Origin of the sequence: Streptomyces sp. WI03-4A, assembly GCF_033792105.1 — a bacterium.
Lineage (GTDB): Bacteria > Actinomycetota > Actinomycetes > Streptomycetales > Streptomycetaceae > Streptomyces > Streptomyces collinus_A.
Genome location: NZ_JARAUO010000003.1, coordinates 247,680 through 269,014 on the forward strand (window position 1 = coordinate 247,680; position 21,335 = coordinate 269,014).

The following is a 21,335-nucleotide window of genomic DNA, read 5'->3' on the forward strand; positions in this document are numbered from 1 at the left end:
CCTCGCCCGACCTACTTGGCGGCGTCGACGAACTCCGTCGTGTAGGTCTTGCTCAGGTCCACCTTGGCGTTCTTGATGTTCGGGTTGAACGCCTTGAGGACCTTCTCGACGGTCTCGGGACCGTTCGCGGGCATCACGCCGTCCTTGGTGAACATCGGCAGCGTGGCCTTGATCGCCTCGGCGTAGAGCTTCTTGTTGCCCTGGGAGTAGTCGGCGGGCATCTTGGCCGCGATCTCGTCGGCGCTGTGGGTGGACATCCACTTGAGCGTCTTGACGAACGCGTTGGTCAGCTTCTGGACGGTGTCCTTGTGCCCGTTGACCCAGTCCGTCTGCATGTACAGGCTCGACGACGGGTACGGGCCGCCCAGCGCCTCCTGCGAACCCTCGGGGGTGCGCATGTCGAGGAGGATCTTGCCGGCCTTCTTGTCCAGGATGGTCGCGACGGTCGGGTCGGTCGTCATACCGGCGTCGATCGAGCCCTGCTGCAGCGCCGAGATGAACGTCGGCCCCGCGCCGACGGCGACCGGGCTGAACTCGCTGACCTGCACGCCGTTCTTGACGGCGAGGTACTTGGTGAGGAAGTCGGTCGAGGAGCCGAGGCCGGTGATGCCGAGCTTCTTGCCCTTGAAGTCCTTCGGCGAGCCGATGTCGCCCGCCTTCTTGGTGGAGACGACCTCCACCTCGCCGGGGGCGTGCGAGAACTGCACGACGGACTCGACCGACTTGCCCTTCGTCTGCAGGTCGAGGGTGTGGTCGTAGAAGCCGACGGCGCCCTGGACCTGGCCGGAGACGAGCGCGGTCTCGGCCTGGACACCGGCGGGCTCGCTGAGGAGTTCCACGTCGAGGCCCTCGGCGTCGAAGAACCCGAGCCGCTGGGTCAGCATCGCCGGCATGTAGATGACCTTGTCCAGGCCACCGACCATGATCTTGACCTTCGTCCCCTTGCCGCCGCCCCTGCTGCCGGAGCCGGCGGCGGTGCTGCTCGACGCGTCGTTGGCGCAGGCGGTGAGCGAGGTGAGGGCGAGCAGGCCGGAGACGGCGAGCGAGGCGTATCTGGCGGTCTTGCGCATGACGGTTCACGTCCTTGTGAGATGGCGGTGCGGGTGGGGGCGGGGGTGATGCGGGTGACGGGACGGCGGGCAGCGCCCGGCTTCCGGGCGGCGCCCGGCTTCCGGGCGGGCCGGGCAGGCCGGGCGGGCCGGGCTCAACTGCCGGAGTCGGCCGGGCTCAGTTGCCGGAGTTGGCCGGCTTCCAGCGGAAGATGCGGTGCTCGGCGAAGGTCAGCAGGCCCTCGGCGACCAGGGCGACGGCCGCGAGGATGACCATCGCGGCGTAGACGCCGGCGGCGTTGAAGGTGCCCTGGGACTGGGCGACGAGCAGGCCGATGCCCTTGGTGGCGCCGATGTACTCGCCGACGATGGCGCCGATGAGGGCGAAGCCGAAGCTGACGTGGAGGCTGGTGAAGATCCAGGAGGTCGCCGACGGGATGACCACCTGAAGGGTCACACGGCGATCGCTCGCACCGAGGATCCGGGCGTTGGAGACCAAGTTGCGGTCGACTTCACGGGCGCCCTGGAAGGCGTTGAAGAACACCGGGAAGAACACCAGCACCACGGCCGACGCGATCTTGGAGGCGGGGCCGAGCCCGAACCAGATCACGAAGATCGGGGCCAGGACGATCCGGGGGATGGAGTTGAGCACCTTGATGTAGGGACCGAGGACGTCGGCGAGGAAGGCGATCCGGCCCAGCGCGATACCGCAGATCACACCCGCTACGACACCGAAGCCCCAGCCGAGCAGGGCCTCCTGCAGCGTGGCCCAGATCTGCTCGCCCAGCGAGCCCTGCGCCGTCCCGTGCATCACCCAGGTGCTGATCTGGTCCCAGATCTTCGAGGGCATCGAGAAGTTGAACGGATCGATGATCTCCGCTCGCGACAGCGCCTCCCACAGGCCGAGAACGGCCACCAGGAGCACCACGCGCGCGGCGTTGACCACCACCTTGCGCCTGCGGGCGGCCTGGGCTCGCGACTGCGCGCGGTCCGGAGCCTTCACCGTGTCGACGACCGGCGTGCTGATGACCTCAGGCGACATTGGCGGCGCCCCTCTCACGGGTGATGCGGACCTCTTCGCCCAGGGACTCCCAGATCTCGCGGTAGATCTCGATGAACCGCGGTTCCAGGCGTACCGCCTCGACCTTGCGCGGCCGGGGCAGGTCGATGTCGAAGACCTGCTTGACCGTCGCGGGGCCTGCGGTCATCACGACGACCTTGTCGGCCAGCGCGATGGACTCCTCCAGGTCGTGGGTGACGAAGACGACGGAGGCGCCGGTGCCCTCCCACAGCTCCAGCAGCTCGTCCGACATCAGCGCCCGGGTCTGCACGTCGAGCGCCGAGAACGGCTCGTCCATCAGCAGGATCTCGGGATCGTTGACGAAAGTGGCGGCGAGGGCGACGCGCTTGCGCTGACCACCGGAGAGCTGGTGCGGGTAGCGGTCCTCGAACGCCGCGAGGCCGACCCGGGCCAGCCACTCGCGGGCCTTCTCCTTGGCCTCTGCCTTGGGCACGCCCCGGAAACGCGGACCGGCCATCACGTTGGACAGGACCGTCCGCCAGGGGAAGGTGGCGTCCTGCTGGAAGACGAACCCGACCTTGCCGCCGACGCCGTCGACCGGCTCGCCGGCCACCAGCACCTCGCCCTCGGTGGGCTCCTCCAGGCCGCTGACCAGGGTCAGCGTGGTGGACTTTCCACATCCGGTCGGTCCGACGACGGCCACGAACTCACCACGCCGCACGGTGAGGTCGAGATTCCGGACAGCCGTGTGCAGACCCCCCGACGGGGTCCTGAAGGTCTTGCTCGCGCCCCGTAGCTCGATGGCGGGGCTGGTGTCTGCGCTCATGGCCCGGGACGGTAGGTGTGGCCCCGGCCACAGCAGCAGTCTTGTGAGCACAAGCCGTTCTTTTGCTCGCAACCACCTGTTGTGCTCATTTTGCTCGCGCTACAACTGCGGAGCACGTAACACGGGCTTAACGCTCGCCGGCCTTGAAGGAGAGGCCTGATGATTGACGTCCTGGTCGTGGACGACGACTTCCGCGTCGCAGAGATAAACGCAAAATATGTGGGCAAGGTTCCCGGCTTCCGGGTGACCGCCCGCGCGCACAGCGCCGCCCAGGCGCTGGCCACCGTCGAACGCGGCGCCGTCGACCTCGTTCTGCTCGACCACTACCTGCCGGACGAGACCGGCCTGGAACTCGTCCACCGCATGCGCGAACAGGGCCACGGCACCGACGTCATCATGATCACCGCGGCCAGCGACGTGACGACCGTGCAGCGGGCGATGCGCCTGGGCGCCCTGCACTACCTGGTCAAACCCTTCACCTTCGCCGCCCTGCGCACTCGCCTGGACTCCTACGCGGCGCTGCGCCGCACCGTGGACCGGGTGGGCGGCCGGGGTCTGACCGGGCAGGAGCAGGTCGACCGGATCTTCGGTGCCCTGCGCACCTCCCCCGCGCCGTCGGCGCCGGGTCTGCCCAGTGGCCACACGGAGCCCACCTCGGACCTCATCTGCGGGGTGCTCCACCATGCGGAACACCCGCTGTCGGCCCATGAGGTGGCCACCAGGACCGGCCTCAGCCGCTCCACCGCCCAGCGCTACCTCCGGCACCTGGAGCAGGCGGGCCGCCTCCGCCTCTCCCTGAAGTACGGCGACACCGGCCGCCCTGAGCACCGCTACGCGTGGGTGGCGCCGTAACGCGGCCGCAGCGCCCCACGAGGCCGTGGGAGCCGGCCGTCCCTCGGTCCGCGCGTCCGCGGCCTGCGGTCCGCGAGGGCGGCCGGAAGGCTCGGAGGACGGCCGGACGGCCGGACGGCCGGACGGCTCACGGGGCGGCCGACGGCTCAGACGGCTCCCGCGCCTGTCAGCGACCGCACCTCGGTCTCGGCGTACTTGGCCTCGTCCCCGACCTCGTCCGAGGTGACCGTGCCCAGCCAGCCCGCGACGAAGCCGAGCGGGATGGAGACGATGCCCGGGTTCTGCAGCGGGAAGTACTGGAAGTCGACCCCGGGGAAGAGCGAGCCCGGGCTGCCCGAGACCACCGGGGACAGCAGCACGAGAACGAGCGCCGGGACCAGTCCCCCGTACACGGCCCACACCGCGCCGCGCGTCGTGAAGGAGCGCCAGAACAACGAGTACAGCAGCACCGGCAGGTTCGCCGACGCGGCCACGGCGAAGGCGAGGCCCACCAGGAAGGCGACGTTGAGATCGCGAGCCAGCAGACCGAGCGCGATCGCCACGACACCGATACCGACGGCCGCGAAGCGCGCCACGGTCACCTCGCTGCGCGCCTTGCCGCCCGACCGGCGCAGCGAAGCGTAGAGGTCGTGCGCCACCGAGGCCGAGGAGGCGAGGGTGATCCCGGCGACGACCGCGAGGATCGTGGCGAACGCGACGGCGGCGACGACCGCGAACAGCACCGTCCCCCCGGTGGAACCGGCACCGCCGCCCAGGTCGAGGGCGAGGAGGGGCATCGCCGTGTTCCCGTTCGACGGGATCAGCGCATCCGGTCCGACGACGGCCGCGGCCCCGAAGCCGAGGACGATCGTCATCAGGTAGAAGCCGCCGATGAGCCCGATGGACCACACCGTCGAACGGCGTGCCGCCCGCGCGGTCGGCACGGTGTAGAAGCGGGACAGGATGTGCGGCAGCCCCGCCGTGCCCAGCACCAGCGCGAGCCCCAGGCTGATGAAGTCGAGGCGCGCGGTCCAGTTCCCGCCGTACTTCAGCCCCGGCGCCAGGAACGCGTTCCCGTGGCCGCTGCGTTCCGCGGCCGTGAGCAGGAGCCGGTCGAAGTCGCCGTGGAAGCGCACCAGCACCAGCACGGTCAGCGCCACCGTCCCGCTCAGCAGCAGCACCGCCTTCACGATCTGGATCCAGGTGGTGGCCCGCATGCCCCCGAGCGACACGTAGATCACCATCAGGGCGCCCACCCCGATGACGGCCCACGCCTGCGCCGCGCCGCTGGTCCGCCCCAGCAGCAGCGCCACCAGGCTGCCCGCGCCCACCATTTGCGCCACCAGGTACAGAACGGACACGGTGACGGAGGAAGTTCCCGCCGCGATCCGCACCGGCCGCTCGCTCATCCGCGCGGCGATCACGTCGGCCAGGGTGAACCGCCCGCAGTTGCGGACCAGTTCCGCCACCAGGAACAGCACGACCAGCCAGGCCACGAGGAAGCCCACCACGTAGAGCATCCCGTCGTAGCCGTACAGCGCGATGAGCCCGGTGACCCCGAGGAAGGAGGCGGCGGACATGTAGTCGCCCGCGATGGCAAAACCATTTTCCATCGGGGAGAAGAGCCGGCCCCCCGCGTAGAACTCCTCGGCCGAGCCGTGCCGCCTGCGGCTCACCCAGGTCGTGATCCCCAGCGTGACGGCCACGAACAGGCTGAACAGCAGCAGCGCGAGGGTCTGATGCGTGCCGGTCACGAGGCGCCTCCCCGCGCTCCGCGCGTCAGTTCCTGCGTGTCCCAGCGCAGCTCCAGCGCGGCCCGGTCCCGGCGTAGCCGCGCGTGCCGTGCGTAGGCCCAGGTGAGCAGGAACGTGGTGAGGAACTGCCCGAGCCCCGCCACCATCGCCACGTTGACCGCGCCGGCCACGGGGCGGGCCATGAAGCCGGGCGCGGTCGTCGCGGTGACCACGTACCCGAAGTACCAGAGGAGGAAGGCGGTGACGCCGGGGACGACGAACCGCCGGTACCTGCCGCGCACTTCCTGGAATGCCTCGCTGCGCTGCACCTCGACGTAGACGTCGCGGGCGCGGTCGCCCGCCCCGTCCGCCTCCGTGCGCGCGGCCGGTACGGCCGCCCGCGCGGGCGTGCCGGCGCCGTCCGATTCGCCCCAGCCGGAGGCCAGCGCGTCGTACCAGGGGTCCTCGTACCTCACGTCGCGGGAAGCCTCGCCGAGCTCTTCCTGACGCTCGGCCGGACTCCCGGAACCGTCACCGGCTCCATGGGCACGACCATTGCTTGACTGCATGCCCAAGGATGGACAGACCGGGAACATCCGTGACTCTTCTTCTCCGACTCTTCACCCCAAAAGGTGACTCATTTCCCGGGTGGCCACGCCAGTCCCTTCGCATAGGCGTAACGCACCGCCTGCGCCCGGTCCTTGAGGCCCGTCTTGGCGAAGAGGTTGTTGATGTGCGTCTTCACCGTGGCGGTGGAGACGTGCAGCTTGCGGGCGATCTCCTGGTTGCTCAGCCCCTCGGCGATCAGCACCAGGACCTCGGTCTCGCGGGCGGTCAGGCCGTCGGGGGACTCCGCCGTGGCCGGCACGGGCTCGTGTTCGGGCTGCGACAGCCGTTCCAGCAACCGGCGTTGCACGCTCGGGGACAGTCCCGCGTCGCCCGACAGGACGCTCTCCACGGCCCGCACGATCTCGTCCCCGCCGGCGTCCTTGGTGAGATACCCCCGGGCTCCCGCGCGCAGCGCGGGGAACAGCGACTCGTCGTCCGCGAAGGTGGTCAGCACCACCACCTGGGTGCCGGGGTACTGCGACCGGATCCGCCGTGTGGCCTCCACACCGTCGCAGCGGGGCATCCGCAGGTCCATCAGGACCACGTCCGGGGCGAGTTCCCCGACCAGCCGTACGGCCTCCTCGCCGTCGTCGGCGGCGCCCACGACCTCGACCCCGGGCAGCAGCCCGAGCAGCATCACGATGCCCTCCCTGACCACGGTCTGGTCGTCGGCGACCACGACCCGTGCGGGCTTCTTCTCCTCCTCCGTCCGGGTCATACGGGCACCTTCAGCGTCACCACGAACCCCTCCTCGTACGGCCCGGCGTCCAGGGAGCCGCCCAACAGTTCGGCACGCTCCCGCATCCCGAGCAGACCGTACCCGCCGCCGGCCGCGGTGAGGTCGCCCGGCCGGCCGCCCGAGTCCCGCACGTCCAGCGTCACTTGGTGCTCGCCGTAGTCGAGCCGCAGGTGCACCCGGGCGCCGTCGGCGTGCTTGCGGACGTTCGTCAGCGCCTCCTGCGCCACGCGGCGCACGGCCTGGGACGCCTCGGCCGACAGGGGCTTGCGCTCACCCGTGACGGTGACGTCGGCGCCGTCCGCGGCGCTGACGAGCTCACCCAGGAAGTCCTCCAGCGGAGTGAGGTCGCCCCGCAGCGCGGACAGGGCCTGCCGGGTCTCGGCCAGGCCGTCACGGGCCATGCCCCGGGCGGCGACGACGCGTTCCAGGATCTGTTCCCGGTCGGCGCCGCGCTCGATCAGCAGCCGGGCCGCCTCGAGGTGCACCAGCTGTGCCGAGAGGCTGTGCGCCAGCACGTCGTGGATCTCCCGGGCGATCCTGGTCCGCTCGGCCAGCGCCGCGGACTCCGCCTCGGCGGCTCTCGCGGCCCGCTCCTGGGCGAGCAGCCGCTGGGCGCTGCCCCGGGCCTCGGCGTCCAGCCGCAGCACGTACCCGGCGAGAGCCATGCCCGCCACCGTGGCGGCCGTGGTCAGCCAGACGTCGTTGTTGAACGCGGAGTACGAGGCCAGTGCCACCGACGTCACGGGCAGCGCGGCGCCGAGCGGCAGCCGTTCCAGGGCGGAGATCCCGCAGCCGCACCAGATCACCAGGGCCGGCCCCTCGAACCCGGTGGCCTGAGCGGCCACCGCGATGCCCAGCAGGACGGCCATGAGCGCCAGCGATGACACCAGCCGGTGTGCGTAGGTGGTGCGGAAGAAGGCCCAGGAGACCAGGGCGGCCAGCACGACCGCCGCCGCGGCGGCCAGCGCGCCCCAGACGCCGACGTGCTTGTGGGTGAACGCGGCCCACAGGAGCAGGGCGAGCACCACGAGTCTGATGGCCCAGGCGAGCAGACGCCGTGGCCGCGGGGTCCCGGCGCGGCCGAGCGCTTCCCGCGACGGCCAGCGTGTCCACGCGTTCTCGGTCACACGCCCTCCTTCCACGCCGCCCGCATGTCGTCACCGTACGCCGGGGCCGGGCGGCCCGCGGAAGCGCTCGCGGTGGCGAAGGACCGGGCCCGCCAGGTCAGGATCCCGGCGCGGACCAGCAGGGTGCCGGCGAGGCTGAGCATCAGTGCCGAGCTGTGCTGGCGCACGCCGGCGGCGGCGCCCAGGGCGAAGAGGCCGGCCCGCATGCCTATCCCGAGGAGCCACACGCCGATGCTGGCCCTGGTGCTCTTCGTCCACACGACGCCGTCCGGTGCGGTCCAGAGCCGGGTGGTCCAGGCCCAGCCGGCACCCGTGGCGAGGCCGATGAGCACCTCAGCGGCGAGCAGCGCGGCGGATCCGGCGTGGTGGTGGGCGTCGAGTACGCCGGGCTCGCGCAGGGCCACCACGGCGAGGATCACGGGGAGCACCCACCAACGCCGGTCGGTGTCGAGGGCGCGGGCGCGGAACTGGTGGACGATGACCACGGCCGCGACCGCCACGATCACCAACGCGTTGACGAGCCCGGACATCGCTGCCTCCGTGAGCGAGAAGGTGGTGCCGGGAGCGAATACTGCCGACGCCTTCGAAGGTACGGAAACCCGCAGGTCGCGGGATCGGAGCGAGGGTGGATCACGGGTGGAACCCGCGCGCCGGCCTTCTCCACCCACGGGTGGAGGCACCGGAGCGGGACCCGGGAAGGGTCCGGAACGGCGTCGTCCGGCCGGTCCGCTCGTGACGAGCGGACCGGCCGGACGGCCGTACGGGGAACCGGGCGACGACTAGGCGTCGATGCGCGACCGGTCCAGGGTCGCCGCCGAGCTGGAGATGAACTCCTTGCGAGGCGCCACGTCGTTGCCCATGAGCAGGTCGAAGACCTGTTCGGCGGCCTCCAGGTCGGACAGGTTGATCCGGCGCAGGGTGCGGTGGCGCGGGTCCATGGTGGTCTCGGCCAGCTGGTCGGCGTCCATCTCGCCCAGACCCTTGTAGCGCTGGATGGAGTCCTTGTACCGGATGCCCTTGCTCTGGAACTCCATGAGCTTGTCGCGCAGGTCGCGGTCGGAGTACGTGTAGACGTACTTGTCCTGGCCCTTCTTCGGCTGGACGAGCTCGATGCGGTGCAGCGGCGGCACCGCGGCGAAGACCCGCCCCGCCTCGACCATGGGCCGCATGTAGCGCTGGAACAGCGTGAGCAGCAGGCAGCGGATGTGGGAGCCGTCCACATCGGCGTCGGTCATCATGATGATCTTGCCGTAGCGGGCCGCGTCGATGTCGAAGGTACGGCCCGAGCCCGCTCCTATGACCTGGATGATCGCGCCGCACTCGGCGTTCTTGAGCATGTCGGTGACCGACGAGCGCTGCACGTTGAGGATCTTGCCCCGGATCGGCAGCAGGGCCTGGAACTCGGAGTTCCGGGCCAGCTTCGCCGTGCCGAGCGCGGAGTCGCCCTCGACGATGAACAGCTCGCTGCGGTCGACGTCGTCGCTGCGGCAGTCGGCGAGCTTGGCCGGCAGGGACGAGGACTCCAGAGCGGTCTTGCGGCGCTGGGCGTCCTTGTGCTGGCGGGCCGCGACCCGGGTGCGGGCGGCGGCGACCACCTTCTCCATGACGACCCGGGCCTGGGCGGCCGCGTCACGCTTGGTGCTGGTCAGGAACGCCTTGAGTTCCTTGGAGATCACGTTGAAGACGATGCGGCGGGCCGCCGAGGTGCCGAGCACCTCCTTGGTCTGCCCCTCGAACTGCGGCTCGGCGAGCCGCACCGTGACGACCGCGGTCAGGCCCTCGAGGGCGTCGTCCTTGACGACGTCGTCCTCGGCCACGCGCAGCAGCTTCTTGGCGCGCAGCATCTCGTTCATCGTCTTGGTGACGGCCTGCTCGAAGCCGGCCACGTGGGTGCCGCCCTTGGGGGTGGCGATGATGTTGACGAACGAGCGCAGGGTGGTGTCGTAGCCGGTGCCCCAGCGCAGCGCCACGTCCACGCCCAGTTCACGGGTGACCTCGGTGGGGGTCATCTGGCCGTGCTCGTCCAGGACCGGGACGGTCTCCTTGAAGCTGCCCTGCCCGGAGAAGCGGAGGACGTCGCACACCGGCTTGTCGGTCGCCAGGTACTCGCAGAACTCGCTGATGCCGCCGTCGAAGCGGAAGGACTCCTCGCCCTTGCTGCCGCCCTCACCGAGACCGAACTCGTCACGGACGACGATCGTCAGGCCCGGCACCAGGAAGGCGGTCTGCCGGGCGCGCTGGTGCAGCGTCTCCAGGGAGAGCTTGGCGTCCTTGAGGAAGATCTGCCGGTCGGCCCAGTACCTCACACGGGTGCCGGTACGCGTCTTGGGGATCTTCTTCGTCTTGGCCAGGCCGCTCCCGGCCTCGAACTTCGCTTCCGCGCCCACGCCGCGGAAGGCGCCCGGCACACCGCGCCGGAAGCTGATGGCGTGGGTGTGGCCGCTGCGGTCCACCTCGACGTCGAGTCGGGCCGAGAGCGCGTTGACCACGGAGGCGCCGACGCCGTGCAGTCCGCCCGAGGCGGCGTAGGAGCCGCCGCCGAACTTGCCGCCGGCGTGCAGCTTGGTCATGACGACCTCGACACCGGACAGGCCGGTCTTGGGTTCCACGTCCACGGGGATGCCGCGGCCGTTGTCCCGCACCTCCACGGAACCGTCGTCGTGGAGGATCACGTCGATGTGGTCGCAGTAGCCGCCGAGGGCCTCGTCCACGGAGTTGTCGATGATCTCCCACAGACAGTGCATCAGGCCGCGGCTGTCGGTCGAGCCGATGTACATGCCAGGGCGTTTGCGCACGGCCTCCAGGCCCTCGAGGACGAGCAGGTGCCGCGCGGTGTAGTTGGAACCGTCGCGGTCTGCTCCTGCCAGCAGCGCTGTGGACGGCACGGACGTATCGGCGGTCACGCGGTTCGCTCCTCGCTGAATTTCAGGTGACCCCCTTTTGGGTAAGGGGGCGGCTTCGGTCGCCGCACAGAGGGTACCGAGCCCTGGTAGAGGCGGTGTAGCGCCACCCTCGTCGGAATCTCAGCCTAGTCCAGACTCGTATGTACGTTCGATCCCTCGATGGAGTGAAGCACACATCACGTTCCCTTGGAGGCATGAACCATTTAGGCTCCGGGCACGTCCTCATGAACAACCGGCAACCCAGCCGGGAGGACCGACATCGAAGACCGCGCGAACCCGTAAGCATCTTTAAGACACGCAATACGGCACATTCGCCGCCAAACCGGCAGCAGACAGCCGCCCCGGAAGATTTTTTCCAGGAAAAGCCACGAGCGGGAACGTTTTCGGGCTGGTTGGATGTTGACCCTGGTACGACAGCTCGTCGAGCTAGAGAAGAGGCGACGTGACTACTGTTCTGACCCCCGCGAGCCCGCTGACGGCCGCCGATCGCTGCGACCGCTGCGGCGCCCAGGCATACCTGCGCGTGGTTCTGCTCAGCGGCGGAGAACTGCTCTTCTGCGCCCACCACGGTCGCAAGTTCGAGCCGGAACTCAAGAAGATCGCCGCTGAGATACAGGACGAGACTGAGCGGCTCACGGCCGCTCCCGGCACCGCCTCGGAAGAAGAGCGCTGAATCTCGCACACACGACGAGCCAGCCCCGGCACAGGCCGGTGAACGGGCGGCCCTTCCCCTGTGGGAGTGGCCGCCCGTGCTCATGCCCCCAGGCGCTCTCAGGCCCTTCCAGGGGCCTTCTGCGACCCTGCGGCCGCCGTCTCCAGGGTGTGCAGGACGTCTGACACGCGGGTGTAGACGCCGGGGTTCCCCGGGCGCCCGCAGCCGCTCCCCCAGGACACGAGTCCGATCAGCCGCCCCGAGGCGACCAGGGGGCCTCCGCTGTCGCCCTGGCAGGCGTCCGGACCACCCTCGACCTCTCCGGCGCAGAGCATGGATCCGGGCCGGTAGGTGCCTTCAGGGCCGCCCGGGTAGGCGCGGGCGCAGCGGTTGTCTGCCAGCACGTGGACGCGCGCCGCATGCAGATGGCGTGCGTAGGAACCTCCGCCCGAGGTGTCGCCCCAGCCGGTGACCAGGGCCTTGGTCCCTGGCGTGTACGCGGGGTCACCCTCCGGCGCCATTTTCACGAGGGAGCTGCGCGGCAGCGGTTCGGCGAGCTTGAGCACGCCGAAGTCGCCCGTGTTGGCTTCGGGGTCGTAGTGCGGATTGACCCGGACCTCCTGGACGTCGATCTCCTGCCCCTCGTCGGCCAGCAGACTGGTGCGGCCCGCGATGACCTTGAGGTCGCGCACCCGGTTGGGGGGCGCGCCGAGGACGTCGTCGGTGAGGCAGTGGGCCGCGGTCAGCACGGTGGTCCGGGTGATCGCCACACCGCCGCAGAACTGCCCCGCGCGCGTACCCCCGAACCGGTCACGGCTGGAGAGGGCCACGGTCCAGGGGGCCTGGGAGACGTCGATCGGGAAGCCCCCGACGACCACGCTGTCGGCGGCCACCGGTGCCGCTCCGGTCAAAGGTATGGCGGTCAAAGCGGCCGCCAGCACGAGCGGCCGGATCAGCGCACGGGCAACGGTACGGCGCATGCAAGCTCCTCACTCCGAGGTCCTACTGGGACACCCAGAGTCAGCCACCTCACCGTCGCGCGCAGCACGAAGGCCCGGCCCCCGCGAGGGGAACCGGGCCTTCGCCGTCGTACGGCCGGGACCTAGTCGAGGTAGTCGCGCAGCACCTGCGAACGCGAGGGGTGACGCAGCTTCGACATGGTCTTGGACTCGATCTGGCGGATGCGTTCACGCGTCACGCCGTAGACCTTGCCGATCTCGTCGAGGGTCTTGGGCTGACCGTCGGTGAGACCGAAGCGCATCGAGACGACGCCGGCCTCGCGCTCGGACAGCGTGTCCAGGACGGAGTGCAGCTGCTCCTGCAGAAGCGTGAAGCTGACGGCGTCGGCGGGGACGACGGCCTCGGAGTCCTCGATGAGGTCACCGAACTCGCTGTCGCCGTCCTCACCCAGGGGGGTGTGCAGGGAGATGGGCTCGCGGCCGTACTTCTGGACCTCGATGACCTTCTCGGGGGTCATGTCGAGTTCCTTGGCCAGCTCCTCCGGGGTGGGCTCGCGGCCCAGGTCCTGGAGCATCTGGCGCTGCACACGCGCGAGCTTGTTGATGACCTCGACCATGTGCACCGGGATACGAATGGTGCGGGCCTGGTCGGCCATGGCGCGGGTGATCGCCTGACGGATCCACCAGGTGGCGTACGTGGAGAACTTGTAGCCCTTGGTGTAGTCGAACTTCTCGACCGCGCGGATCAGACCGAGGTTGCCCTCCTGGATGAGGTCCAGGAAGAGCATGCCGCGGCCGGTGTAGCGCTTGGCCAGGGAGACCACCAGACGGAGGTTGGCCTCCAGGAGGTGGTTCTTGGCGCGGCGGCCGTCCTCGGCGATGATCTCCAGCTCACGCTTGAGCTTGGGCGCGAGCTTGTCCGCGTTGGCCAGCTTGTCCTCGGCGAAGAGACCCGCCTCGATGCGCTTGGCGAGCTCGACCTCCTGCTCGGCGTTGAGCAGGGGGACCTTGCCGATCTGCTTCAGGTAGTCCTTGACCGGGTCGGCCGTGGCACCGGCGGCCGCGACCTGCTGCGCGGGCGCGTCGTCCTCGTCCTCGTCGGAGAGCACGAAACCGGCACTCTCGGTGCCCTCGGGCTCGTCGCCGGGCTTGGCGTCCTCGAGGACCTCGTCCTCGAGAACCTCGGCGTCGTCCTTCTTGGCGGTGGTCTTCTTGGCCGCCGTCTTCTTGGCGACGGTCTTCTTGGCGACCGCCTTCTTGGCGGTCGTCTTCTTGGCTGCGGCCGCCTTCTTGGCCGGTGCGGCTTCGTCGGCGGGATCGTCGTCGGACGGGGCGACGGGCGCGGCCGGGGCCGCCGTGGTCGCGGTGGCCTTCCTGGTGGTCACCGTCTTCGCCGCGACCGTCTTGGTGGCGGTGCGCTTCGCCGGGCTCTTCGCTGCGACGCTCTTTCGGGTGCGCTTGGGCTCTGCTGCACTGACCATCAGCGTCACACCCTCTTCCTCAAGGATCTGGTTGAGGCTGCGCAGTACGTTCTTCCACTGAGTGGCCGGAATCTGGTCAGCTTCGAAGGCCCGACGCACATCGTCGCCGGCGATCTGCCCCTCAGCCTTTCCCCGCTCAATGAGCGCCATGACAGAGACGGACTCGGCGATCTCCGGCGGGAGCGTACGGGATGTGCTGGCCGACACGAACAACCTCTCGGAACGTTGGAAAACGGCTTCCGGCACCGTCCACTGCGGACGAGAGCCGACCACCGGCCTGCGGATGGGCCGACGGAGTGGGCGGGGGCCGGGGAGATGGACAGCGCCTGGTGTGGCGTCCGTATTCCCTCCGCGACTGTCACCTCTTAGGTCATCGCGCTGCTCCCACGAGCGTTACGCCCAATCTGCGTGGCCCGAGTCACACCCCGTAAGCGGTCAAAAACGGTCAGACATGGACAGAGGAGATCACCCCTGTCGAGTCGGCCGTGGCCGCTTCACCGCCCGGCGGCCCGCCACGCCGCCGGGCCCCGCCGGACACCCAATGATCCGACGAGGTCCGGCGACGGCCGGTTCCCGGAACCGGCGACGCCATGAGGACCACGAGAACGCGGCACACCGGCGACCGCACCGCCCGCGGCGAGACTCAGTGCTCGCGCGGGGCGGGCACCACACGCTCCACCTCGGGGTGGATGGTCAGCAGCTGCCGCATGGCCGTCTCCGCCGCCGTGCCGTCGGCGGTGCCCAGGGCGTCGACGATCCGCGCGTGCAGCGCGAGCGAGGTCTCGTTCGGCCGGTCACAGCCCGTGACGGGGCCGCCGGAGACCTGGAGCGCTGACGAGACGATCCCCGAGAGGTGCTCCAGCATGCGGTTGCCCGCGATCTGGATGAGCAGCGCGTGGAACTCCGTGTCGGCGCGCGAGAAGGTCAGCGCGTCCCCCTGGGCCATGGCGTGGCTCATGATCTCCACCATGTCGGACAGGCGCTGCTGCACCTCCTCACGCCCGTGGCCGGCGGCGAGGCGAGCGGCGAGCGGCTCGATCGTCCAGCGCAGCTCGCTGAGCTCGCGGCGCTGGTCGTCGCGCTGCGGCCCGAAGGCCCGCCATTCGATGATGTCCGGGTCCAGCAGGTTCCAGTCGCTGACGGGACGCACGCGCGTGCCGACGTTCGGACGGGCGCTGACGAGGCCCTTCGCCTCCAGCACGCGGAGGGACTCACGGACGACGGTGCGGGAGACCTCGAAGCGCTGGCCGATCTCCTCCGGCACCAGCGGGCGGTCCGCACCCAGGTCCCCCGAGACGATCATCTGACCGAGCTGCTGTACGAGTTGGCCGTGCAGGCCGCGGCCGCGGCTGCCCGTGGCACGCCGGCCCACGCGGCCCAGCTCGGGTTCCACTCCGTCCCAGGCGGGTGCTCCCACGCGGTCGGGCACCGGAGCCTCTGCGTAGGGGTAGCGGTCGAGTTCGCCCGGGCCGACCAGACCTGAGTCTGAGGAGCGGGCGGCGGTCATCATGGTGTGCGCAAGGGTACTCACGCATCCTTTGTCGGCGTCGGTTCCAACTCCCTTGAGGTCTTTGGTGAAAAGCACACGAAAGGGTGATCGCTCACCGCATCGCAATTGACGCCTTATCGGAAGGAAACGGCCTTTCTCCGGGGAGTTGTGCGCACAGCCTGACCTGAAGCGTGCGGAAGGCCGTCATCGGGCCCTGGCGCGCAGCGTGCCGGCGAGGTACACGCAGAGCAGTGCCGTCAGCGACAACGTCAGCGCCCCGCCGACGGGTTGGGCGACGACCCGGGCCATGGCGAGCAGGTATCTGTCCCCCCCGAAGGGCCACTGGAGCAGCAGGAGTTCCCGCATCCGCGCCGGCAGGCCCGCCGCCATCCGCACCGTGGAGCCTCCCAGCGTCAGATGGACGGCCGGAACGACGAGGACGGGCACGGCGAGCACGGCGGCGAGCCCTGCCGTGGCGGACCGGAAGACCCCGGCCGCCAGGACTCCGGCCCAGGCGCAGCCGGTCACGAGACCGAACCAACTCGCGGTCAGTGAGAGCCAGTCCGCGGGAACTTGTGTCAGCTCCCGCCCGTAGACGAGGTAGAGCACCTCGGCGTCACAGCCGAGGGTGAGGAAGGCCAGCATCAGGGCGGTGGCTCCGGAGACGAGGAGTTTCGCGGTGAGCAGCCCCAACCGGCGGGGCACGGTGCCGCGGTCCGCCGCCAGCGCGGGGTGACGGAACTCGTCCCCGAAGGCCAGCGCGCCGAGCAGGCCGGCGGCGAGCGCCGTGGGCGGCAGCGGCAGCTCCCGCGGCCAGGCGGCGAAGAGCCGCTCCTGCGGGGTGTGACCGAGCCGCGCCAGGACCACGGCGGTGAGCGCGGACACCACCAGCACGGCACCACAGGTGAGGAATCCGGTGCCGATCCCGGCCGCACGCCGGAGCTCGTAGCGCAGGGGGCGGAGGGGGCTGGGGGCGGGGCGGGGGGAGATGGGGGGCGGAAGGGTCGACAGATGGGCGGGAGAGTCGGCCGCGCCGGCGCGCGCGGGCACCGGCCGACCGGTCCGGGTGCGACCGCTGCCAGGGGTGCGGGTGCTGGGATTACGCGCGCCCGGGACGGTCGCGCCGGAGACGTTCGTACCGGTCGCGGCCGTGCCGCCGGGCGCCGCAGGGCTTCCGGAGACATCCGCGGGGTCGGTCTGCGGAATCGTGCCTGCGGGGCGGGAGTCGCCGGTCGGCGACGCACCGGCCGCACCGACAGCGGCGTCACCTACGGCTCCGTCCGGGACGGCAGTCGACGCCGGCTCGGCACCGGCCTCATCCGATGCCGAGGTCGTGGTCGAGGCCGAGGCCGAGGCCAAGGCGGAGCTCGAGGTTGAGGCCGACGCCGAGGTAGAGGCCGACGCCGAGTCGGCCTGCGCCTCAGGCTCAGCCTCGACGAGGCTGGACACCATCGGCTTCTGGTCCCCGGACAGCAGACCGGACACCGCCTGTGCGCGCCCAGCGGCCCGGCCCTCCACCGACGAACCGAGCACGGCTCGCGTACGCTCCTCCGGCGTGCGCTCGGGAACGGGCCGTTCCCGCACGGCCGTGGCCGGTTCACCGGCCGCGTTCGCGGCGTCCCGGGACTCCGCTCCCGCTCCGGCTCCCATGTCCCCGATCTCGTCGGCGAGTTGATGGATGAGGATGTTGTGCCGGAAGGCCGTCTCACCGATGTCCGCTGTCGTGCTGCCGTACACGGAGAGGCGGTTGCCGTCCTCGCGTACGACCTCCACGGAGCGCTGGGCGGCACGGGCCTCCTTGCTCAGCAGGGCGGCGAGTCGGGCGGCGTGAGGGCTGCGGACGGCTACGCGCGGGCGCAGCCGATTGCGCGCGAACTCACCCGCCTCCTGGTCGGCGACGAGCCTGCCGCCGTCGAGGGTGACGACCCGGTCGGCCGCGCGCGCAGCCTCCTTGGAGTCGGCCGTCGTGTACAGCACCGTGCCGCCCTGGGCCGCGTGGGCGCGCAGCATGCCGTGCATCCAGCGCGCCTCGCGGGTGGAGAGGCCGTCGGTGGGGTCGTCCAGCACGAGCGTGTGGGGGTCGGGCAGGAGAGCGCAGGCCAGTCCGAGCCTGCGGTCCATGCCGCGGGACAGGGTGCCGAGACGTTCCTCCCGGAGGCTGACGAGGCCGACCACCTCCAGCACCTCGTCGGCACGGCCGACCGGAACTCCCGCCGCCGCGCACAGCATCCGCAGGTGTCCGCGCACGGAGCGCGCCGGATGACCGGGTACGTCACCTAGGAGCACGCCGACTTCTCGCGCGGGGTGAGGGATCCGGTGCAGGGGCCGGCCTCTGAAGTAGGTGATGCCGCGCCCTTGTTGCAGTTCGAGCATCAGCCTGAGCGCCGTCGTCTTGCCGGCGCCCGCGGGTCCGAGGAGCGCGGTGACCCGTCCGGCGCACGCCTCGAAGGAGACGTCGTCGACGGCGGGCGGGTGCGCCTTGCGGGGAATGCTGGTCAGTCCGACGGCCTGGATCACCTGCAGCAAGATAGCGCGCAGTGTCCGGTTTTTCGGGTATCACCTGATCTGCTATCGGGTGGCGCGCAACTTGGAGAGCAGTTTCCTGCGCCGTTCGGGGGATCACCTCCCGGCGCGACTGCGCCTACGCCCCTTCCGCCCTGCCGTGTGGGCCGGGTGTCAGACCTCGGGGCGGAGCATCGGAGGGTTGAGCAGGGTGGCTCCCCCGGCCCGGAAGAGCTGGGCGGGCCGGCCGCCCTGCCGGGTGGTCGTACCGCCCGTGGGGACCAGGAATCCCGGTGTTCCCGTGACCTTGCGGTGGAAGTTGCGCGGGTCGAGGGCCACGGCCCACACCGCCTCGTACACCCTGCGCAGCTCCCCGACGGTGAACTCGGGCGGGCAGAACGCCGTGGCCAGCGACGAGTACTCGATCTTCGAGCGGGCCCGCTCGACGCCGTCGGCGAGGATCTGGGCGTGGTCGAAGGCGAGCGGGGCCATGGTTTCGCCGTCACGGCCGTAGCCGCCCTGCTGGAGCAGTTCCTCGACCGGCGCCCAGCGTGCGTTGCTCGCGTCGCCGCCTGCCCGGGGCGCCGGCAGGTCCGGGGCGAGGGCGAGGTGCGCGACGCTGACGACCCGCATGCGGGGGTCGCGCTTCGGGTCGCCGTAGGTGGCGAGTTGTTCCAGGTGCGCGCCGTTGTCCTGGGCCGGGGCCGAGGGGTCGTGCGCGCGCAGTCCGGTCTCCTCGGCCAGCTCACGCGCCGCCGCCTGGGAAAGGTCCTCGTCGTCCCGCACGAAGCCGCCGGGCAGCGCCCAGCGCCCCTGGAACGGCGGCTCGCCCCTGCGGACCGCCAACGCGCACAGGGAATGGCGTCGCACGGTCAGCACGACCAGGTCCACGGTGACGGCGAAGGGCGGAAAGGCTGACGGGTCGTAGGGCATGCCGCGATCATAGTCGTCTGCCTGACGATAAACACTCCCTTCGTCGGCCGCGCAGGCAGCGGATCCGCTTCGTTCCGGTATGGGCGCGCGGTGCTCCCCCGTCCTTACGATCAGTGGCGTCGTGGCAGGTCACATGCCCAGTTGCAGGTCGTCCGCCGCCTCCTCGACCATCGCGAGTCCGAGTCTGCTGACCCGCACGGCGAAGGGTGCGCCCGCGACCCGCAGGCCGGTGAGGCCGATCTCGCCGAGGGGAGCACTGCGCACCGGGCGGAGGGTGACGGTGCGGGCGGGTGCGTCGGGCCGGATGCCCGCGAGCGTGGTGAGGAGGAGGATCGCCGACGCGGCGGCGGTGGCGGCCGGCCGGCAGGCCGCCGGGTGCGGCAGCGGAGCGCTGCCGGCGGAGCGCTGCTCCCCCGCGAACATCTCCGGCAGCCGGTGCCCGAAGTGCTCGGCGGCGTCCACCAGGCCTCCGAGCAGGTTCGCCGCCTCCTTCTCGTACCCGGCGGCGGCCAGTCCGGCGACCGCGAGCGCGGTCTCGTGGACGCGCACGGCTCCGGTGCGGTGGCCGAACGGGTTGTGTCCCGCCTCCTTGGCGCCCAGACCTCGCAGCCCCCAGCCCGCGTCCATCGCCGGGCTGCCGAGCAGCCGGGCGAGCTGGTGGGTCTGCGCCTTGTCGAGCAGCCCGGGGGCGTGCAGGCCGCCACCCAGGAGGCCGGTGTCGAGGAGGTGCACGGCGGTGGAGCCGAGGTGCGGCAGGGGGCGGCCACCCGGTGCGAGGGCCGCGGTCGGGCGTCCGCCGCTCCGGTCCTCGATCCAGAAGTCCGTGCGGAACGCCTTCCGCGCGGTCTCGGCCCACTGCCGCAGTTCCGTGCTGCCCGGTCTGCCGTGGGCGTCGAGCAGGTCGGCGCCGAGCACGGCCGCGCGGTGGGCATGGGCCTGGGTCTCGCAGCGGATCGGTCCGCATCGCGGCGGGTCGGGCAGGTAGGTGCCGTCGCCCACGGTGGTCCGCAGCCACGTCAGGCAGCGCTCCGCCGCGGGAAGCAGCTCCAAGGTCTCCCGCTCGGGGAGTCCCCAGCGCCGGGCCTCGGCAAGCAGGACGGGGAACAGGAGTGTGGCCTCCGTACCGGTGCAGGCAGGCGGGAGGAAAGCACCCGCGTCCCGCCGTGGTCCGGGGATCAGCCCCGCCTGCGTGCCCGGACCGGTGAGCTGGGTGCGGGCGAGGGCGCGCAGTGTGCCCGCGGCGAGCCGGGTGCCGAGGGGCAGCGTCAGCCGGGCCGCGGCGAGCGCCTCGGCGGGTGCCATGCCGCAGCGCCAGGGGGCGCCCGCCGCCAGGTAGGTGTCGGAGGGGTGTCCGGGGTCGCGCAGCAGCAGGGCGTGCAAGTCGTCGACGGCCGCCCGGAGCAGGGCGGCCACCCGCGGGTCGTCGCCGGTCGCCCGGGCAGGTGCGAGGGGGCTCGTCGCGGTCTGCCCCACGGCGCGAAGCGGTCCCGCGCCGTCCGGGCGCACGCGGAGCTCCACGGCCGTCGTCGCGCCCGGCGGCAGGTCCAGTTCCCAGCGCAGCAGGCCGGCGGAGGCCAGGGCGTCGGCGGGTGGTGGGTGAGCGGTGACACAGGCTCCGCCGTCGGCCGACGTCCAGCGCAGGCCCGAGTCGTGGACGCTGGCGGGCAGTTCGGGACCGGCCTTGCCCGAGGCGATGGCGCCGAGGTCCGCCAGGTCGGTGCCGAGGGCGACCTCGACGGGGAGGCGCAGGGGGCGCAGGCCGGCGTTGTGCAGCGTGATGCGCTCGGTTCCGTCGGCGTTGCGGATCCGCTCGACGATGACGTCGGGGTCCGGGCCCGAGCCCGGCGTGGCCCGCAGGGTGCCGACGAAGCGGGCGCGGTCGGCGCCGGTCATCCTCGCCTGGACCAGGAGCGGTTCGCGTCCGGCGACGCGGACCTGGCATCGCGCGAGCAGGCGTCGGCCGCCCCGGTAGAACCCTTCGAGTCCCCGGCCGGTCAGTTGCCCGTGTTCCCCCGAGATGGTGAGGCCCGGCAGGGCGACGCAGATCAGGGCGGTGTGCGTGGGCGGAAGGTCGGATGCGGGCCGGGCCGTTGAATGCTGGGCGCGCGGTGTGGTGGCGGTAGGGGGCGCGGTGGTGGGGCGGCCCGTTCGGCCGGCGGATCGGTCCGCGTTCCGGAGCGTGTCCTCCGCGGACAGCAGTTCGATCGGCGTACGCGGAGGCGTCGGGGGCTTGCGGGCGCCTGCCGCCGCTGGAACAGAGCTGCCGACGCGGGCCTGGGGAAGGGGCTCGTGTCCGGCCCACGGTGGTCGGCTGTCGTCGGCGAAGGAGGGCCGAGTCGGCTGCTGATGCATGGGGTGGCCTTTTCTGCTCTCGGTGCGCCTCGGACGTGCCGGGCGCGTGCCGACGCCCCCGGAAGTGCGAGGGCCCTGCGGCGGCACGACCCGTCCAGGCGTTCCGCCACTCAGGTGAACGGCGGCGCA

At 71.2% G+C, this 21,335-nt stretch carries 17 protein-coding genes; 2 read left to right on the plus strand and 15 right to left on the minus strand.

Annotation, left to right across the window (positions count from 1 at the left end):
• Positions 1-11: 11 nt before the first annotated feature.
• The 3 genes from PV343_RS05960 to PV343_RS05970 all read right to left on the minus strand — a co-directional run bounded on the left by PV343_RS05960 (position 12) and on the right by PV343_RS05970 (position 2,896).
• Positions 12-1,070, minus strand: coding sequence for an ABC transporter substrate-binding protein (locus PV343_RS05960; RefSeq protein ID WP_319145707.1), 1,059 nt, complete (start codon positions 1,068-1,070; stop codon positions 12-14).
• 157 nt (positions 1,071-1,227) lie between these two features.
• The gene (locus PV343_RS05965; protein WP_319145708.1) at positions 1,228-2,091 is read right to left on the minus strand and encodes an ABC transporter permease; all 864 of its coding nucleotides are present in this window, start codon (positions 2,089-2,091) and stop codon (positions 1,228-1,230) included.
• Positions 2,081-2,896 carry an ABC transporter ATP-binding protein gene (locus PV343_RS05970; RefSeq protein ID WP_319145709.1) on the minus strand — a complete coding sequence of 272 codons (816 nt, stop codon included), beginning with the start codon at positions 2,894-2,896 and terminating at the stop codon, positions 2,081-2,083. The genes PV343_RS05965 and PV343_RS05970 overlap by 11 nt, the downstream gene beginning before the upstream one ends.
• A gap of 159 nt (positions 2,897-3,055) precedes the next feature.
• Between PV343_RS05970 and PV343_RS05975 the strand changes: the two genes are divergently transcribed.
• Complete coding sequence (locus tag PV343_RS05975) at positions 3,056-3,748, plus strand: response regulator (RefSeq protein ID WP_319145710.1); 693 nt, start codon at positions 3,056-3,058, stop codon at positions 3,746-3,748.
• 146 nt (positions 3,749-3,894) lie between these two features.
• On the opposite strand, the gene PV343_RS05980 is transcribed toward PV343_RS05975, so the two are convergent.
• From PV343_RS05980 to PV343_RS06005, 6 genes are all read right to left on the minus strand, one after another.
• Positions 3,895-5,481, minus strand: coding sequence for a cation acetate symporter (locus PV343_RS05980; protein WP_319145711.1), 1,587 nt, complete (start codon positions 5,479-5,481; stop codon positions 3,895-3,897).
• The gene (locus PV343_RS05985) at positions 5,478-6,029 is read right to left on the minus strand and encodes a DUF485 domain-containing protein (RefSeq protein WP_319145712.1); all 552 of its coding nucleotides are present in this window, start codon (positions 6,027-6,029) and stop codon (positions 5,478-5,480) included. Before PV343_RS05985 ends, PV343_RS05980 begins: the two co-directional genes overlap by 4 nt.
• A 68-nt stretch (positions 6,030-6,097) precedes the next feature.
• Positions 6,098-6,787 (minus strand): response regulator transcription factor, encoded by a 690-nt coding sequence (locus PV343_RS05990; protein WP_319145713.1) that lies wholly within the window; start codon positions 6,785-6,787, stop codon positions 6,098-6,100.
• Positions 6,784-7,935: a sensor histidine kinase gene (locus PV343_RS05995; RefSeq protein WP_319145714.1), complete on the minus strand. Its 1,152-nt coding sequence runs from the start codon at positions 7,933-7,935 to the stop codon at positions 6,784-6,786. The genes PV343_RS05990 and PV343_RS05995 overlap by 4 nt, the downstream gene beginning before the upstream one ends.
• Positions 7,932-8,465, minus strand: a complete 534-nt coding sequence (locus tag PV343_RS06000) for a DUF1453 domain-containing protein (protein WP_319145715.1) — start codon at positions 8,463-8,465, stop codon at positions 7,932-7,934. Before PV343_RS06000 ends, PV343_RS05995 begins: the two co-directional genes overlap by 4 nt.
• A gap of 249 nt (positions 8,466-8,714) precedes the next feature.
• A complete protein-coding gene (locus tag PV343_RS06005) occupies positions 8,715-10,838 on the minus strand; it encodes a DNA gyrase/topoisomerase IV subunit B (RefSeq protein ID WP_319145716.1) in 2,124 nt (707 codons plus the stop codon).
• Positions 10,839-11,280: 442 nt separating this feature from the next.
• Between PV343_RS06005 and PV343_RS06010 the strand changes: the two genes are divergently transcribed.
• On the plus strand, positions 11,281-11,511 hold the full coding sequence (locus PV343_RS06010) for a hypothetical protein (RefSeq protein ID WP_319145717.1): 231 nt from the start codon (positions 11,281-11,283) through the stop codon (positions 11,509-11,511).
• Positions 11,512-11,609: 98 nt separating this feature from the next.
• Here PV343_RS06010 and PV343_RS06015 read toward each other — a convergent pair whose 3' ends face one another.
• From PV343_RS06015 to PV343_RS06040, 6 genes are all read right to left on the minus strand, one after another.
• Positions 11,610-12,470: a serine protease gene (locus tag PV343_RS06015; protein WP_319145718.1), complete on the minus strand. Its 861-nt coding sequence runs from the start codon at positions 12,468-12,470 to the stop codon at positions 11,610-11,612.
• Between the two features lie 122 nt (positions 12,471-12,592).
• Positions 12,593-14,137: an RNA polymerase sigma factor gene (locus tag PV343_RS06020; RefSeq protein WP_319145719.1), complete on the minus strand. Its 1,545-nt coding sequence runs from the start codon at positions 14,135-14,137 to the stop codon at positions 12,593-12,595.
• Positions 14,138-14,573: 436 nt separating this feature from the next.
• Positions 14,574-15,461, minus strand: coding sequence for a FadR/GntR family transcriptional regulator (locus PV343_RS06025; protein ID WP_319145720.1), 888 nt, complete (start codon positions 15,459-15,461; stop codon positions 14,574-14,576).
• Positions 15,462-15,623: 162 nt separating this feature from the next.
• Positions 15,624-17,945 carry an ATP-binding cassette domain-containing protein gene (locus PV343_RS06030; RefSeq protein WP_415923456.1) on the minus strand — a complete coding sequence of 774 codons (2,322 nt, stop codon included), beginning with the start codon at positions 17,943-17,945 and terminating at the stop codon, positions 15,624-15,626.
• 150 nt (positions 17,946-18,095) lie between these two features.
• Positions 18,096-18,854 (minus strand): NUDIX hydrolase, encoded by a 759-nt coding sequence (locus PV343_RS06035; protein WP_020942665.1) that lies wholly within the window; start codon positions 18,852-18,854, stop codon positions 18,096-18,098.
• Positions 18,855-18,983: 129 nt separating this feature from the next.
• Complete coding sequence (locus PV343_RS06040; RefSeq protein WP_319145722.1) at positions 18,984-21,206, minus strand: glycogen debranching N-terminal domain-containing protein; 2,223 nt, start codon at positions 21,204-21,206, stop codon at positions 18,984-18,986.
• Between the last annotated feature and the right edge of the window lie 129 nt (positions 21,207-21,335).